Genomic DNA, 16,462 nt, shown 5'->3' with positions numbered 1-16,462 from the left:
TTCTAGTTACGCTCATAAATAATACGCAAGCCTTCCAATGTCAGAAGGGGAGAAATCTCTTCAATGGACTCCGTTTCGCCGGCAATCAGCTCGGCCAGTCCCCCCGTAGCAATAACCTTAACATTGTCCGTACCCATCTCGGCTTTTATACGCTTGACCAGGCCATCGACCTGTCCCGCATAACCAAAAACGATACCGGCCTGCATGGCATGTACGGTATTGCGCCCGATTACCTTTTTCGGCTTTTCGAGCTCTACGCGAGGAAGCTTGGAAGCACGCTGTACAAGAGCCTCCGTGGCAATGCCAATACCAGGCACAATGACTCCGCCAAGATAATTGCCTGCCTCATCGATGCAATCAAACGTCGTCGCCGTACCGAAATCCACCACAATCAGCGGCCCCCCGTACTGCTCGACGGCTGCTACTGCATTCACAATCCGATCAGCGCCAACCTCGCGCGGATTTTCATACCGCAGATTAAGTCCGGTTTTGATGCCTGGTCCTACGATCAGGGGCGCCTTGCCAATATATTTATTGCACATCTCCTCGACCACACGCACAAGAGGAGGAACTACGGAAGAAACAATAACGCCTTCGATTTGGCTTACCAGTATATTGGACATTTGAAACAAATTATGAATCAATACACCGTATTCATCCACGGTGGACTGACGCGATGTACTGATTCGAAAATCATGCAGCAGCTTCTTTCCCTGATACACACCCAGTACAATATTGGTATTCCCTACATCCACAACCAGAATCAACTCTCTGTCCCTCCTTTCTTCGCATTTAGATCCAAGCTGATATCGAGACTATGGAAAGAATAAGTCAGCCGTCCAACGGATATGACGTCGACCCCGGTTTCGGCAATCCCGCGCACGGTCTCCAGCGTCACGTTCCCCGATGCTTCGACGCGAACATGAGGGGCCTTGGCCTTGATTCTTCGAACAGACTCCGCCATCATGTCATGACTCATATTATCCAGCATAATAATATCTGCGCCTGCAGCCAGTGCTTCCTCAACCTGCGCCAAGCTCTCGGTTTCAACTTCTATAGTCATGGTATGTGGAATATGGGCTCTTGCACGGCTGACCGCTTGCGCGATTCCGCCTGCACCCTTAATGTGATTATCCTTAATCATGACGGCATCGTACAGGCCGAAACGATGGTTCGCGCCGCCGCCAACCCGAACAGCATATTTCTCAAGCATTCGGTGGCCTGGCGTTGTTTTGCGGGTATCCACCAGCCTTGTTGGCAATCCCTCAAGCACATCAACAAAAGAACGTGTTCTTGTTGCAATACCCGACAGACGCTGAAGCAAATTCAAAGCAAGACGCTCGCCTGTCAAAATACGGTGCGTGCTTCCTTCCACTTCAGCGAGAACCGTTCCTTTTTCAACCTCGTCTCCATCACGGACCAATGCCGTAAACGTCAGCGACGGATCAACCGTTTCGAATACCAGCTCTGCAACCGGCATACCTGCTACGATTCCTGCCTCCTTGGCATGAATAACACCCTTGGATTCATGACCCGGCTCAATGGTGGTGAGGGTCGTAATGTCCCCCGACCCGATATCCTCCTGCAGCCAAGTCCGTATACTCTGGAGAAGGCCATCGTTGTATCCGTTAAACATCATCGCTTAATTCCTCCGTCATTTCTTGATCCCGTGTATGGACAATATGTTTCTGCCATACGCTGTCATTCCGTTCCGGGAAATCCTCACGATAGTGGGCTCCCCGGCTTTCTTCACGACCCAGCGCACCCTGAACCACGAGCAGGGATGCTGTGAGCATGTTAGCAAACTCGTATTCCTCACGCTTGGTGAGCACGGATTGGAACAATGGCAGCTGACGGCCAAGCTCTTCCGCTGCTCTTAATAGAGTATCCCGATTTCGCCGAAGTCCTGCATAACGTACCATTACCTTCTGTAGCTTCAAGCGTTTTTCCACCATCGCTTGGGACGGAGCGTCCTTGCGACCGAGGTGGAATGATACATGAAGCGGATCGCCTGAAGGTTCCGGCAGGCTCTTAATGCGCTCGACAATACGACTACCGTACACAATCGCCTCCGACAGCGAATTGCTGGCCAAACGGTTCGCCCCGTGGACACCGGTAGACGATACCTCCCCGCAAGCAAATAAACGTTTCACGCTGCTCTCGCCGTGCAGATTGGTTTTGATGCCCCCCATCATATAATGCGCAGCCGGGGAGACAGGAATCCAATCTGACGATAAATCGAGTCCATACTGCATGCAGGTTTCATAAATCGTTGGGAATCGATGTCTGACCATTTCCGGCGACTCATGGGTAATATCCAGATAAACAAAGGTAGACCCCGTTGCTTCCATCTCACTGACAATAGCCCGTGCTACAATATCCCGCGGTGCCAGCTCCAGTAAATCATGGTATTTGGGCATGAAGCGTTCCCCTTGTATATTCCGAAGAACGGCGCCTTCACCCCGCACCGCCTCTGATATTAGGAATCGGGGCGCACCCGGATAGCTAAGCGCCGTCGGGTGGAATTGTATAAACTCCATATCCCGAATTTCTGCGCCTGCCCGATAAGCCATGGCAACGCCATCGGCTGTGGCAACCTCCGGATTGGTCGTATACCGGTACAATTGACCGGCGCCGCCGGAACACATAACCGTCGCCCGTCCACGAACGAATACCCGTTTTCCATCAGGCATTTGTACCAAAGCGCCATGACATTCTCCCTGCTCGGTAATCAGGTCAATGACAAAATGATCGTCCCACACCTCTATATTGTGAAGCATTTCAACCTGAATGGAAAGGGCACGCACAATTTCATATCCGGTAGCATCCCCGTTGGCATGAAGGATCCGGCGGTGACTGTGTGCGCCTTCTTGGGTCAGCGCGAGCTCGCCATTCTCCACATCAAACATCGTGCCGAGCCGAATCAACTCTTGAACGCCAACCGGCCCCTCGTTTACAAGGACATCCACCGCGGCAGATGAACATAGGCCCGCCCCTGCCAAGAGGGTATCCTGCCGATGATAGGCCGGGGAGTCATCCTCAGCTGTTACGGCTGCAATTCCTCCCTGCGCATAACGCGTGTTGCTTTCGAGCAGCGATTTCTTCGTAATCAGCAGCACATTCTGAGTCGCACTTGCCATGATCGCCGTATATAAACCCGCAATGCCTGAACCGATCACGATGACGTCCGTCTCAACTGCAGGAAGATCGTTCAGATCAAAATCAATTAAATACTGCGGTATCACGATGCCTCACCTGTCTTTTCACGAAAGAGTAGCGCATGCTACTTAACCTGTAACATGCGCTCTAATGAAGTTCTGGCTTTTTCTGCAACGACCGGCGGCACATAAATTTGCGGCTTCATCGTTTCCAACGCTTTAACCAGCTTTTTGAGGTTATTCACTTTCATATTCGGACACACCAGGAATTTCGTAGCGAAATGGAACGATTTATCCGGGCTATCCAGTCGAAGCTGATAACCGGTTCCGTCCTCAGTACCCACGATAAACTCCCTGGCCGATGAATTCTTGCAATACTCCAGGATGGCGGTGGTACTTCCTACAAAATCCCCCATCGCAACAACCTCCGGACGGCATTCCGGATGCACCACAAATTCAGCATGAGGATATTTGGCCTTCATCTCGACGACATCCTTCACCGTCAGCATGTCATGCGTGTTGCAGTACCCTTCCCAGATAATGAGCTTCTTGTCGGTATGCTGCTGAACATAATGCCCCAGATTTTTGTCAGGCACCCATATAATTTCATCCGAATCCACCGACTGAATCACTTTCACGGCATTGGATGAAGTACAGCAGATATCCGTCTCAGCTTTGATCTCAGCCGATGAATTGATGTACGTGACCACTTTGGCATTCGGATGCTGCGCTTTCAGCTTCCGCAGTCCGTCAACGTTCACCATGTCCGCCATAGGGCAGCCGGCCCGCTCATCCGGTATAAGAACCGTCTTGCCCGGTGCCAGAATTTTAGCGCTTTCGCCCATAAAATGCACACCGCAAAATACGATAACCTCGGCATCCGTTTGTGCTGCCTTCTGCGCGAGCAGGAAGGAATCCCCCCGGAAATCAGCGACCTCTTGTATTTCATCCCGTTGATAATAATGTGCCAAAATGATTGCGTTACGTTCCTTCTTCAATTGCATTAACCGCTCGCGCAGCTCACGGTTCTGTTCCGCCTTACGCTCCAGTGCCAACGCTTCCATGATCGACCCTCTCCCCTTATATAGTCCGGCAGTTCGCCGCTGATGACCATGTGACTTTCAGGATGGTTTCCACCTTTGTGAAAGGATTCGCATCCTTATTTAACAACTAATGTACACGTTCGTTCTGCCCCCTGTCAATGTGATAGAAAGCACAAAAAGAACCGGAAAACGAATTATCGTTCTCCGGTTCTTCAATTTTATTCGGTATTCGAGGTTTTATCAGCAAATATTACGTTAAGCTGCTGTTACCGTTGTCCGATCCGCCTGGAGGATCCTTGCGCTCCGAATCTTTGCGCTCTGGCCCTGGATCATTCGAATCCATCGGGTTGTTCGGAATTTCCTCCGTGGAAGTCGGCTGCTCGCCGTCTTCTTTCCCTTGGATGCGAACTTTCACGTCGCCAATGTTGTCGATGATCGGTTCACCATTCTCGGAAGAACCCTCTCCTTCACCGTCGCCACTGCCGTTGCCTTCAGCTGATCCGGTCTCAATGAGATTCTTGATTTGCTCAAGCTCCAGCGTTTCCATCTCGAGGAGCGTATTCGCAATCAGATGAACCTCTTTAGCATGCTTATTCAGGATCTCTTTACATTTCTCATAGCAATCATTAATGAATCGCTGCATTTCCTGATCGATCTCATAAGCGATTGCATCACTATAGTTCTGCTCATGTCCGATATCACGTCCAAGGAACACTTGTCCTTGGGATGTACCGAACTGCATCGGTCCGAGCTTCTCACTCATACCGTATTCCACAACCATGCTGCGGATAATGCCTGTTGCTTGCTGGAAGTCACTGTATGCCCCGGTCCCGATTTCACCGATGAACAGCTCCTCAGCGACACGTCCGCCAAGCAAACCGGTTACGCGATCCAGCAATTCCTGCTTCGTCACGAGCATCCGATCTTCCTTCGGCATCATAATGACATATCCGCCGGCACGGCCACGAGGGATAATCGTTACCTTATGCACCGTATCCGCATGCTCGAGGAAGTAACCCACAATGGTATGACCCGCTTCATGGTATGCCACGATGCGTTTCTCGCGGTCACTGATCACGCGGCTGCGTTTCTCCGTACCGACGATAACGCGGTCAATCGCCTCATCCACTTCTCGCATGGAAATATCTTTACGGTTGCGGCGAGCTGCAAGCAAGGCAGCCTCGTTCAGGAGATTCTCCAGATCGGCGCCTGTAAAACCGGTTGTACGTTTGGCGATGATGTCAAGTTTAACATCCTTCGTCAATGGTTTGTTGCGTGCATGAACCTTCAGTACGGCTTCACGGCCCTTCACATCCGGGCGATCTACGGTAATCTGACGGTCAAAACGTCCCGGACGAAGAAGCGCCGGGTCCAAAATATCCGGGCGGTTGGTCGCAGCAACGATGATAATGCCTTCGTTCGCTCCGAAACCGTCCATTTCAACCAGCAACTGGTTGAGTGTCTGTTCACGCTCGTCATGACCGCCGCCAAGACCAGCGCCACGCTGACGACCTACTGCATCAATCTCATCGATAAAGATGATACATGGTGCATTCTTCTTCGCGTTCTCGAACAAGTCACGTACACGAGAAGCACCGACACCGACAAACATTTCAACGAAGTCGGAACCGGAAATACTGAAGAACGGCACTCCCGCTTCACCGGCAACGGCACGAGCCAGGAGCGTCTTACCGGTTCCCGGAGGACCGACAAGCAAAACGCCCTTCGGAATGCGAGCGCCAACCGTGTTGAACTTGCGCGGATCCTTCAAGAAGTCAACAACTTCAACAAGCTCCTGCTTCTCTTCATCTGCTCCGGCTACATCTTCAAATGTAATCCGTTTCTTCTCTTCATTATATAAGCGGGCTTTGCTCTTGCCAAAGTTCATCACTTTGCCGCCGCCGCCTTGAGCCTGATTAAACAGGAAGAAGAACAGTACAAACATAATGATGAGCGGAATAAAGGATGAAAGCAATGTCAGCCAAATGCTTTGGCCTTCCATTGGCAACACGGACAGTTTGACTTTGTTGCTCTCACTGGCTGCAGTCAGCTCTTGCATCGCTGCATCCGTGGCAGGAATATAGGCTGAGAAATTCTCCGATTTTTTCTCTTCGGAAACCTCCCTATACTTACCGGTCACCAGATAAGCGTAACCGTCAAATTGTACCGTCATTTCCTCTATGTTGTTAGCTTTGACTTCCTGCCGCAGTTCATTATAACTAGGGGCATCGGCTTGCTCGCCGCCATTAGTAACGAATTGTACTATGCCCACCACGACTAAAAATAGAATCAAATAAAAACCAGAATTCCGGATGAACCGACTCATCCCCTACCTCCTCTCAAGACACATAAGATATTTTACCACAGCCTGTCTGGCCATCTCAACAAAGGGCCCTGAACTGTGATAGCGGCCCATTGGCGCGGTTTAACTGCTGTAGATTTCCGGCTTCAAAATCCCGATGTAGGGGAGGTTCCGGTAATGCTCGGCATAATCAAGTCCGTATCCGACAACAAATGCATCCGGCAGCACGAATCCGGTATAATCGGCCTGCAAATCCACCGTACGGCGTGCCGGCTTGTCAAACAAGGTGACAACGCACACCGAGTTTGCCTTGCGGCTTTTCAGAAGCTCAATCAAATGACTCAGCGTAAGACCGCTGTCGATAATATCCTCCACAATCAGCACATCCCTGCCTTCAACGGATGCGTCCAGATCTTTAATGATCTTCACCACGCCGGAGGATTTGGTTGATGCCCCATAGCTGGATACAGCCATGAAATCCAACTCAAGAGGTACTGTTATGGATTTAACCAAGTCGGCCATAAAAATAAACGCACCTTTAAGAACGCAAATAACGAGTGGATTGCGTCCCACATATTCGGCGCTGAGTTTGGAACCAAGTTCCTTAATCTTTGCGTGAATCTCTTCTTCACTGATGAGTATTTCCTGAATGTCATTCTGCAACTTAAGTGGACCTCCTACGTTTATACTATGAAAGCGTGAAACGGGCCATTCTTCGTTTTACACTTGCCTTAAGCATCCGATAGCTCCATCCGGAGAACTCGTGATGTGTGCCGCCCGCAAGCGGCGTGAACGGAACGTCGTACACCTGGAATCCACACAATGCTGCCGGAACCGTCACAAAGAATAGGAATCCGGGCACGGACAGACGGTGGGATTTTCTCATCAATGAGAATATCTTTCACCTTTTTGCTTCCGTTTAATCCCATGATCTTCATCTTGTCCCCCGGCTGTCTGTTACGCAAGGTTAAAGGAAACCTAAGCTCATCCGCATCAAAATCCGCCACAAAGGCCGATGGTCTGGAGCCGCTCCGGCTTTCGCTTCCTGTCTTTAACGACAATTTCAGCATCTTTCCGATTTCCTTAACATACTGCTGCGAAACATCAGGAGAATCAAGAATGTATATGTACTGTCCCTGTTCTTCCGGAGGCTTAGGCCAAAACTGGATCACTCCGTACTCACGAACACAGGTAATGCCGTCACCCAGATCCAGACGCCAGTTGCTTCGCTGATCGTTAAGAATGCCATGGCGCACCGTTTCAATCTTGACAAAATCGGTGTTTTCCTGGTCTGAGGGCAGGTAATTTAATATTAGTTTAATCAAACGCCGTTGTAAAGCGACATGTAAGCCCAAAAAGGAAGGCGCGTCGAAAGCGAGCCTCCCATCGTTCTCCTGTACCATACTCCGAAATTGCTTCGCAGCTTCAAGCTCCACAAAATCATCCTCCTGCTGGACAATCTCGGCCAGCTGATTGAGTGAGGAGGAGAACTGCCCATTGTATCGTTCCAGAAAAGGCAATACTTCCAGGCGAATCGCATTACGGCGGTACTTCGTCTGCAGATTGCTGTTATCCACCGCATACTGGAATCCGCATATACGGCACAGCTCCACGATATCCGCCTTGTACATACGAAGAAACGGACGGATAAGTTCCACTTTTTTTTCCGTTCGCTTAAATTTTATTCCGGCAAGTCCGGACAGGCCGCTCCCGCGCAGAAGCCGCATGAGCACCGTCTCGGCTTGATCGTCAGCATGATGAGCCAGAGCTACGGAGCGCGCATTGTATTTGTGGGCTGTTTGCAGCAGAAATTCATAACGCTTCTCTCTTGCAGCCTCCTGCCCACCCTTACCGCTCTCTTCCATATAAGCAGGAATATCGATAAACGCCGTTTCTAATGGAAGTCCGAGCCGCTCCGCTAGTTCACGCACCATTTCTGCCTCTTGGTCTGATTCCTCCCGAAACCCGTGATGCACATGGGCGCAGATCAATCGGAGCGGCGTCCGGTGCATAGAAATTTCATGCAGTACGTGCAGGAGCGCAACGGAATCAGGCCCGCCGGAAACGGCGACCACGATGCTATCGCCTTCTGACCACAGATCAAACTCTGCGGCTGTACGCTCGACATGGTTGACGAATGTCCGTAAATAATCCTGTTTCACTTTCCAGGTCCCCTTTAGAGGTTGTTCAAAAAGCCCGCTTTTGATAAGAAAACCCCTATCGAGGCCACTTCAAGGATGAGCGACCGCGATGCATAGGTAGATTTTCTTGCGATATAGAATTTCATCAGTTCCACTGATAACTCATAAATTCTATATCTAACACGAAGTGAATCAGGAAGCCACTCGGCATCGAATCTTGAATTCAGCCGGGCCTAAGCAGATGCTTTCGAAGGCGTTTTCTGCGAAAACGTGTAGCTCCACTCCTGACGTCCCTAGCTTCATCCAACTGAAGCGTTTTGAAAAAACGCACATCGGGAGCATAAGCTTCGGTGCTGAAAACCGACCTTTTTGAACTCGCACCTTTATGAACTCCCAGTAACAAGGTAACAACTTCATGAGCGGAAGAAAAAATAAACAGTAAGGGCCATGATGACTAACGACAAACCAAACGCGTTCTTCAGCCAACGCGGAGTTCGTCCCGGTTTAGGACGCACGCTCCGGCCCGAACCTTCATATATTCGTTTTCTCCACTCGTTCAACGCTTCCCGTGAATCCGCGAAATCTCCCGACAAAGCCTTGTTCAGCCACACAGCGTATGGCTTAAACAGGAGGTTTCTTCGCAGCACCAGCTGCAGATCGGCAACACTACGGGTCTGGGGAAGCTGACAAGACGCCTCCCGTAATGATTTCTCATCCAGCAGGCCGATACACATCACGGCAAACGAGAACAAATCATAGGATACGTCGCCAGTCCGGCTTCCGGCATTCCAGTATCCCCGATCATACCATTCCGTAAACTGCTTGACGCTGCGTCCGAAAGGGCTTACGCCTCCATAATCGATCAGTTCCACTCTTCCGTATGCCGAGACCATCACATTATCCGGCTTCAAATCACCAAATGCATAACCGGATGCATGCAGAACGGACAGCTTCTCGAGCAGCTTCAGTCCGATCAATCCGATCCAATCGGCACCACGCTTGCGAATAAAATGATGCAGCGGACTCCCTTCAATGTAACGCATGACATAGAAGGACACTTCCCCACTGCCGTCATGATGATCGTCCGCCTCCACGAGATAAGGGTTCGGCATCTGTTCTTTCAACGCATTCAGGACATTAATTTCGGATTGAAGATCCAGAGCGTCATACCCAACTTTTAGAGCATAACGCTCGCGTACTCCTGCCCGATGGACCAGATACACCTTGCCGTTAGCCCCTTTGCCGAGCATACGCTCCACGATGTACCGGCTGTTCCGCCACTTGCCCTTAATTACGGTTCCTGGCGGATAACCCGGGTTAGACAACGTAGTCACCGAGCATCCCTTCCTCTTGGCTGGAATGACCCTGCCATGATTGATTACCCTCTAGTGTACCATATCGGTAAAATTCAATCACCTTTAACAAGGCAGGTCCCGTCGGCGTAGCCCCTCTCATCTGCAGGCGGCTGAACATTCCCCGGGCGCCGTCCAGATCCGAGGTCCAATTCACGTCCATCACGATATCCTCGCCGCTGTGTTTTCCAGGAAAATGGAATACGGACAATTCGCTTGAGCCTGCGCGCGCTTTCAAACTCAGCATTAAATCACGTATCGCTTCCTCAACGGCAGCCAGCTTGGGTTTCATGCTAGCACTTGCATCGATTAACAACGCGACCTGCAGAGATGACGTCTCAGCCAGCTCATCCACAACTTCAACGACCTGCGATCGCTTGTCCGGCGGAAGTTCCTCCAGCGACCCGCCCCCCAAAATATGCTGTATCTCCTTATTTACCGCTTGTTGGATCGTCTGAACCACCGTTTTCCGAGTCATCATCTGTATCGTCTGCGCCAGCTGCGGTGTACCTACGATCCGGTGTATACCCCCTCCCGCTTTGGCTATCTCCTGAATTTCCAATCCCCCAAGCTCACCGATCGTTCCGTAATCAAGGACCCCCACCACATTCACGACAATACCATCCTGGAGCGCATGGGCTGCAGCCAGAACCGGACTGGCTCCCACGTTCGAGCATCCGTCCGTAATCAGTAGAATTTGCTTCATAATAAATGATCGCCTCCGTCTCATCCTATCGATTTGACTTCTGTCTCTATCATTTCCACATTCAAGAGAGTTCAAACGATATATAGAAGAATCGACGGAAAAGATTTACCCTCTCCGGGGTCCTCCATTTCCCGGGTAATCACTTAGTTTATCTATTTTATCTATCGCATCAGCTAACCGTTCGCGGCCGCTCCATTCGGGCGAAGCCCGGAACATGCACATTCGACCATTCCGGATGGAAGTGATCCACACGCCCGACCACCACCGTCATATCATCATGTATTTGATTCTGTTGATAGCGAATCACTTTCTCCAGCAAACAATCGGCTATTTCCTGCGGATCCTCGCTGTTCACCTCCTGAATCATTCGTTTCATCCATAGCTCCTTGTTCACCGCATAACCCGGCGCATCATATATGCCATCCGTCATCATGATGAGAACATCACCGGCTTGCAGCTGTAACGACACCAGATCCACTTCGATATCCTGAATAATCCCGATCGGGAGATTGCTGGCCGAGACCGGTATGACATCATTCCCCCGCTTGATAAAGCTTGGCGTCGAACCGATCTTCATAAAGGTGGTTTGAGCCGTATATTGATCAATTAGGGCCATATCGACCGTAGCATAGATTTCATCCGGTGAACGCAGCATAAGGATGGAGTTCACCGATTTGATCGCCAGCTTCTCATCCATCCCGGATTGAAGCAGTTGTTCTAATATATTCAGAGCCGAGCTGCTCTCAAGCCGAGCCCTTTCCCCGTTGCCCATACCATCACTAAGCGCTACCGCAAACGTCCCGTTCCCCAACTCGACCGTACTGAAGCTGTCACCTGATAAAATATCTCCTCCCTTAGCCGCTGCGGCTACGCCTGTCATAATTTCATATGTTTTCGCTGAGCCGAATCGCACGGTGGCCAATCCATCCCTTGGATGGGTCAAGGTCTCTTCCATTACGGCGATATGCTCCCCGAGAATGTCGGACAGCAGCGGTCCGATAATCTTCCTGCATTCGTCATAACCCCGGGTATACGCATGAACGATCTCAATCTCAACCTGCCCGGAGTCCAAACTGATGATATCAATGCCTTGAATCGATAAACCCAGCTGCTGAAGCGCTTCCCGAATCTGTTCTTCCTGAATGTGCATCGTCTGGCTTTCCCGCTTAATCTCTCGTGCCAAATCTTCCATAACCTGAGAAACCCCGGATAATTGTTCCGCTACCAGATGTCGGCTATCGTATATTTGGCGTTTCCACTGCATATCATGTTGGTAAAGATGATACTGCTGCTTGAGGATGCCAAGCACCTCCTCCTTCTTGGCACAGATCCGGCTCCATTCCGGTGGCAGATCATCTGCTTCCATCTCAGGGTTCTCCTCGATGGAGGTCATCATATCGGTCATATATTTATAAGTCTGGTAAAATTTCATGTCCCAGCACTGATTCCGTTTAAAGCATGTGGCACAGCTGCCCTCCGCCACGGCATTCATGAAATGATTCATCTCCTCCGTTTGTTTGCCCGGAGGCTGTATAACCCCGGACGTTTGTCCGAAGCTTTGCGAGAGCTGCCGGAACACCCGGGAAAATTGGGTAACACGATCCGCTGTAAGATCCCGGACCCGCTTGGCATATTCATGCTGTGAACGGGTGTGATCCTGCGTGCCTGGCACATATTTGCCTATAGCCTGCATCACGCTCTTGGGCGTAATGAGGAATAACACAATAGCCGCGCAGGTTTCCCAAGTGGAGATCATCACTTCTCCAGGATTGCTGAAATAGATGGAGAGAATGGTAGCCCCGAGCAGCATTCCCAGCGAAACGCCGCCTTTCTTCCCTTCCTTCAGCATACCGGCGAGCATCCCGGAGAAGGCGAGCAGACTCATCTGGGAGAATGCCGAAATGTTGGCAAGACTGAGGATGAGGCCTGTTACTACACCAACCGAGGCGCCTAGTGGAGCTCCCCCGACTAGAGCAAACAATAGAATTAAGTATCGGGATAGGACATGCTCTACCGACAGGGATTGGATCGTCCAGCCAACGGCTCCTGTCATGACCGACGCCAGCAAAATGATGATACATAAAATTTCTTCATTTCGAAGAGCATGTGTTTTTTTACGAAGGGTCAGCACCGGAATCGCCTGGATAAAGACCAGTGTCAGTACAAAGCTGAGTACGGCGTTCAGGGTGAGCATCATCATGGAATACCAGGTAATGCTAGGTCCGATGAGAACACTGAACAGATTCACGAAGAAGGTGGAGACAAATACCATCAGCGGCGCATACGACAATTCTGCCCGATCATAGGTCTCCAATCCCCGCATCATAAAGTAAAAGATCAAGATTTCTGCCGGTACCATCCATGCCACCGGAAAGGACGCAAATAAACTACCTGCAACGATCGCTGCGCCTACCGGCAGCAAAACATCACGACGCATAAAGGCAATAACTGCAAAATAAGCGACTGCAAATGGAGACAGCTCCCCCAGAATCATAGCTCGTCCGAGCAGAAAACCCATGAAGGTTAGCAGAATCATCCACTTCTTAGCGGCCAGGAAGTGGATGGGACGCTGCAGGAAAGGCAGCTGCCCTAACCGTTCTGTTACACGGGCACGAATGGAACCCGCTCCCCCTTTAACCGCCTCAGTACCCGGAAACATCACCAGATTTCTTTTATCCATTACGCTGGCACCCCATTCTTCACGAATTTGTTGGTCTCATTATAAAACCCCTGTTCAGGAAAGTTTGTCAGAACACCGGACAAGCCCGAAAGAAATTTCCGACAAAATCAACGTGTCTTGCGAACGTTCGGGAAAAGAGCGTCCATCCCCCGCGCCCAGCGGTGTTTCCACGGGTCAAGCCTGCAGCATTCTTGCGGATCATTTCCCGAATTGAGGCGGACATTCCGTGCTCATTCCATACGACAGCGCCGTAAATTGCGTAGGAACCTGTCGTACCCTTGGATGCAACGACAAAAAAACCGCAGAAGGCGATTTCCCTCTGCGGTCAGTTTATATTTTATCGAATTACATACGTTTGGCTCCGCGTCCACCGCGTTTGCCTTCCGTATTCTTCTTAAGCGAAGAGATCCGTTCTTCACTGTCTTTTAGGAAGCGTGACATTTTATCCTCAAATGAAGGCTTGTTGGCCGCAGGCTTAAACGGGCGTCCGCCGCGTTCACGGTTGAATCCTCCACCACCGCCACCTCCGAATCGTTCTCCGCCGCCTCCACTGCGTTCCGGTCTCGGTGCGCGGGGTGGACGACTTTCGGAAGCCGGCTTGTCGACAGCCTGCTTGATCGAAAGACCGATCTTGCCGTCCTTGTCGACATTAATCACCTTCACGGTAACGACGTCGTTGATTTTCAAATGATCGTTGACATCCTTAACGTAATTGTCGGCGATCTCCGAGATGTGAACGAGACCCGTGACACCTCCTGACAGATCCACAAATGCTCCAAAATGCGTTATGCCTGTCACCTTGCCCTCTAACTTGGTGCCCACTTCAATTGCCATAGAATAAAATGATCCTCCCTTAAAAATATACAGTCCGATTTAGAAATCGCGCTGCGGTGATTTGATTATACGATAATGACCTAAACAAGGTCAACAGACGTCTGTCATGCCTAATTACGGCTTTTCGCCCGAATTTTGGGGCTGAATGATCGGCGTCTCATTTGGCAGATACAGTCCAAACTTCTTGCGGGCAATCTGCCCGATATATTCAGGGTCCTTCAATCGCTCCACTTCATGAGTAATCTGGATTAGCGACTGTTCAATGGACTTATAATCCTCTTGCTTTTGAGCAAGCGCTTCGTTCTGATTACGGATGCGGTCATTCTGGGACCAGAGCGTTGAACCTGCCCAGATCAAAAACAGCGCCATCATCGCCACAAACATTTTTTTACGCCGGCGTGCGCCCTTGTTCTTTGTCTTGGTTTGTTGGGGAGCCTGCTTCGACGGATCAGCAAATCTTCCCATGACCATACCTCCTAAAACCAGCGCTTCCACGCCTTAATAACCTTGTCCGCGAGTTGCTTGCTCCATGCCGGCAGCCTGACTCTGGATGTGATCGGTCTCAGCATCCATTTCAAGAGTCGCCAAAAAGGCATGAGGCATTTAAGGACTAAACGCAACAGCGACAGGAGAAACTTCCATAGAAACCTTAACAATCCCAAGATGAGCATTAGGAGTCCTTTGATGGGATTCCACACTAACATACGGAACAGCTTGTACAAAAAGGCCATTAAGCCTTTTGTCACTTGAATTAACATTACCACAAAACGCTGGGTTATGACACTCCATAATAAAAAATAGATCCAAACCCCTATAAACAAGCCCACAAACACATAAAAACGCAGTTGACCGTCATTGGTCACGTACAACATGCGAAAAATGAAGAAGGCTGCCGCAATCCAGTAAAGGAAGTCCAGGGTATGCTTGGACCATCGCGGGAAACGGAGCTGCCCTGCCAGCACCCGGTAGCTGTCGAAGGCGACTCCCATCGCTGCTCCGGAGAAGAGCATCCAGAGCAGCGTGATCCATTGTACGCTGGGGTTCATTTAAACAGCTTACCCAGCAGACTCTTGTTCTTGGTCTGCGAACCGGGATTCAAATAAATCAGTGAATGCACCTGACCTTCAATCGACAAAAGCCCCTCTTCCAGGCTGAGATTTTTAATATGTAAATTTTGCCCCCGAATGGTGAGATGCCCAAGCTCGGTTTGAAGCAGAAATTCTTCACTGTCAAAGCTCTCCACATTTTGGACACCCGTTATGTCCAGCAGCTTCCGGTTCTGCATCCGCAGGTCATGAAACTTACCCTTCCCTTGGTCGATCATGGCATGTACCCCTCCTTTAACAATAGCTTATGGGAAGGTGCCTGTCTTTAGAACCGGAAGAAGAACAACCGCCTCAGGAATGATCGTGACGCTGCGACGAAAGCCAGGCGAAAGAAAGAGAGCAGGAGTTCCAATCGTTTATACATCCATGATAAACATAAAAACGCCCCCCACACCATATGGTGAGAGGGACGTTTGATGGAACGGCTTTGGGCTGCTTACCAGTCCAATCCGCGATCTTTAACGATCGGTTCTTCCTTGACCAAGGTGTAGAGGCTGGTCGCCTCATCTTTACGGGTTGTCTCGGTAAGACGCTCGACCCGGACGGTCACCAGCTTCTGGCCAAACTGGACGGTGATCTCGTCGCCCAATTTAACCGTGCTGCTCGGCTTGGCCTCGCGGCCATTGATCAGCACCCGACCTTGATCCGATACATCTTTCGCTACGGTACGCCGCTTGATTAACCTCGATACTTTCAGGAATTTATCGACGCGCATTATTTTACGGCTTCTTTAAGCTTGTTACCTGCCTTGAACGCAGGAACGTTGGATTCTGGAATTTCGATCGTGTTACCCGTTTGCGGGTTGCGGCCAGTACGTCCAGCGCGCTTGCGAGTTTCGAATGTACCAAAGCCGATCAATTGAACTTTATCGCCATTAGCCAAAGCTTCAGTGATTTCACCAAGGAAGCCGTTCAGGACGTTCTCTACGTCTTTTTTTGTCAAACCGCTTTTACCGGAAATGTTGTTGATCAGATCTGTTTTGTTCATGAATTAAATCCTCCCAATTATCAGAAAAATATAAGATTTTACGGTTATTCGGTTAAACCGCCTTGCAACCTGCAAGATTTCACCATTAATGATTATTCTGGATGCCTTGCGGAATTCCTGCCGCAAATCCCTATTTTTTTATTTTTTACGTGA

At 50.2% G+C, this 16,462-nt stretch carries 16 protein-coding genes; all 16 read right to left on the bottom strand.

Going from position 1 to position 16,462, the window contains the following annotated elements; genetic code table 11:
- Nucleotides 1-2: 2 nt before the first annotated feature.
- Nucleotides 3-767, bottom strand: coding sequence for a type III pantothenate kinase (locus tag MKX98_RS00310; RefSeq protein ID WP_071221065.1), 765 nt, complete (start codon nucleotides 765-767; stop codon nucleotides 3-5).
- On the bottom strand, nucleotides 764-1,639 hold the full coding sequence (gene nadC, locus MKX98_RS00305) for a carboxylating nicotinate-nucleotide diphosphorylase (RefSeq protein WP_194540308.1): 876 nt from the start codon (nucleotides 1,637-1,639) through the stop codon (nucleotides 764-766). The genes MKX98_RS00310 and nadC overlap by 4 nt, the downstream gene beginning before the upstream one ends.
- Nucleotides 1,629-3,245: an L-aspartate oxidase gene (gene nadB / locus MKX98_RS00300; RefSeq protein WP_194540307.1), complete on the bottom strand. Its 1,617-nt coding sequence runs from the start codon at nucleotides 3,243-3,245 to the stop codon at nucleotides 1,629-1,631. Before nadB ends, nadC begins: the two co-directional genes overlap by 11 nt.
- 38 nt (nucleotides 3,246-3,283) lie before the next feature.
- Complete coding sequence (gene nadA, locus MKX98_RS00295; RefSeq protein ID WP_339220816.1) at nucleotides 3,284-4,222, bottom strand: quinolinate synthase NadA; 939 nt, start codon at nucleotides 4,220-4,222, stop codon at nucleotides 3,284-3,286.
- 229 nt (nucleotides 4,223-4,451) lie between these two features.
- Nucleotides 4,452-6,527 carry an ATP-dependent zinc metalloprotease FtsH gene (gene ftsH / locus MKX98_RS00290; RefSeq protein ID WP_194540305.1) on the bottom strand — a complete coding sequence of 692 codons (2,076 nt, stop codon included), beginning with the start codon at nucleotides 6,525-6,527 and terminating at the stop codon, nucleotides 4,452-4,454.
- A gap of 99 nt (nucleotides 6,528-6,626) precedes the next feature.
- Entirely contained in the window at nucleotides 6,627-7,166 is a 540-nt protein-coding gene (gene hpt, locus MKX98_RS00285) for a hypoxanthine phosphoribosyltransferase (protein ID WP_071221070.1), read from the bottom strand.
- Nucleotides 7,167-7,234: 68 nt separating this feature from the next.
- Nucleotides 7,235-8,665 (bottom strand): tRNA lysidine(34) synthetase TilS, encoded by a 1,431-nt coding sequence (gene tilS, locus MKX98_RS00280; protein WP_220687031.1) that lies wholly within the window; start codon nucleotides 8,663-8,665, stop codon nucleotides 7,235-7,237.
- A gap of 392 nt (nucleotides 8,666-9,057) precedes the next feature.
- The gene (locus MKX98_RS00275) at nucleotides 9,058-9,978 is read right to left on the bottom strand and encodes a serine/threonine protein kinase (protein ID WP_194540303.1); all 921 of its coding nucleotides are present in this window, start codon (nucleotides 9,976-9,978) and stop codon (nucleotides 9,058-9,060) included.
- On the bottom strand, nucleotides 9,962-10,702 hold the full coding sequence (locus MKX98_RS00270; RefSeq protein ID WP_076326532.1) for a vWA domain-containing protein: 741 nt from the start codon (nucleotides 10,700-10,702) through the stop codon (nucleotides 9,962-9,964). Before MKX98_RS00270 ends, MKX98_RS00275 begins: the two co-directional genes overlap by 17 nt.
- A gap of 169 nt (nucleotides 10,703-10,871) precedes the next feature.
- The gene (gene spoIIE / locus MKX98_RS00265) at nucleotides 10,872-13,382 is read right to left on the bottom strand and encodes a stage II sporulation protein E (protein ID WP_220687033.1); all 2,511 of its coding nucleotides are present in this window, start codon (nucleotides 13,380-13,382) and stop codon (nucleotides 10,872-10,874) included.
- A 345-nt stretch (nucleotides 13,383-13,727) separates the two neighbouring features.
- Complete coding sequence (locus MKX98_RS00260) at nucleotides 13,728-14,216, bottom strand: S1 domain-containing RNA-binding protein (protein ID WP_009591896.1); 489 nt, start codon at nucleotides 14,214-14,216, stop codon at nucleotides 13,728-13,730.
- Nucleotides 14,217-14,330: 114 nt separating this feature from the next.
- Complete coding sequence (locus tag MKX98_RS00255; protein WP_220687034.1) at nucleotides 14,331-14,681, bottom strand: septum formation initiator family protein; 351 nt, start codon at nucleotides 14,679-14,681, stop codon at nucleotides 14,331-14,333.
- An 11-nt stretch (nucleotides 14,682-14,692) separates the two neighbouring features.
- Nucleotides 14,693-15,262 (bottom strand): spore cortex biosynthesis protein YabQ, encoded by a 570-nt coding sequence (yabQ, locus tag MKX98_RS00250; RefSeq protein ID WP_194540302.1) that lies wholly within the window; start codon nucleotides 15,260-15,262, stop codon nucleotides 14,693-14,695.
- Nucleotides 15,259-15,540 (bottom strand): sporulation protein YabP, encoded by a 282-nt coding sequence (gene yabP / locus MKX98_RS00245; RefSeq protein WP_009591926.1) that lies wholly within the window; start codon nucleotides 15,538-15,540, stop codon nucleotides 15,259-15,261. Before yabP ends, yabQ begins: the two co-directional genes overlap by 4 nt.
- Nucleotides 15,541-15,758: 218 nt before the next feature.
- Entirely contained in the window at nucleotides 15,759-16,037 is a 279-nt protein-coding gene (locus MKX98_RS00240) for an RNA-binding S4 domain-containing protein (protein WP_076326537.1), read from the bottom strand.
- Nucleotides 16,037-16,309, bottom strand: a complete 273-nt coding sequence (locus MKX98_RS00235) for an HU family DNA-binding protein (RefSeq protein ID WP_009591918.1) — start codon at nucleotides 16,307-16,309, stop codon at nucleotides 16,037-16,039. Before MKX98_RS00235 ends, MKX98_RS00240 begins: the two co-directional genes overlap by 1 nt.
- Nucleotides 16,310-16,462 lie beyond the last annotated feature (153 nt).

The organism is Paenibacillus sp. FSL W7-1332 (genome assembly GCF_037969785.1).
Classification (GTDB): Bacteria; Bacillota; Bacilli; order Paenibacillales; family Paenibacillaceae; genus Paenibacillus_AQ.
This window is presented reverse-complemented; position numbering and strand designations above follow the sequence as displayed.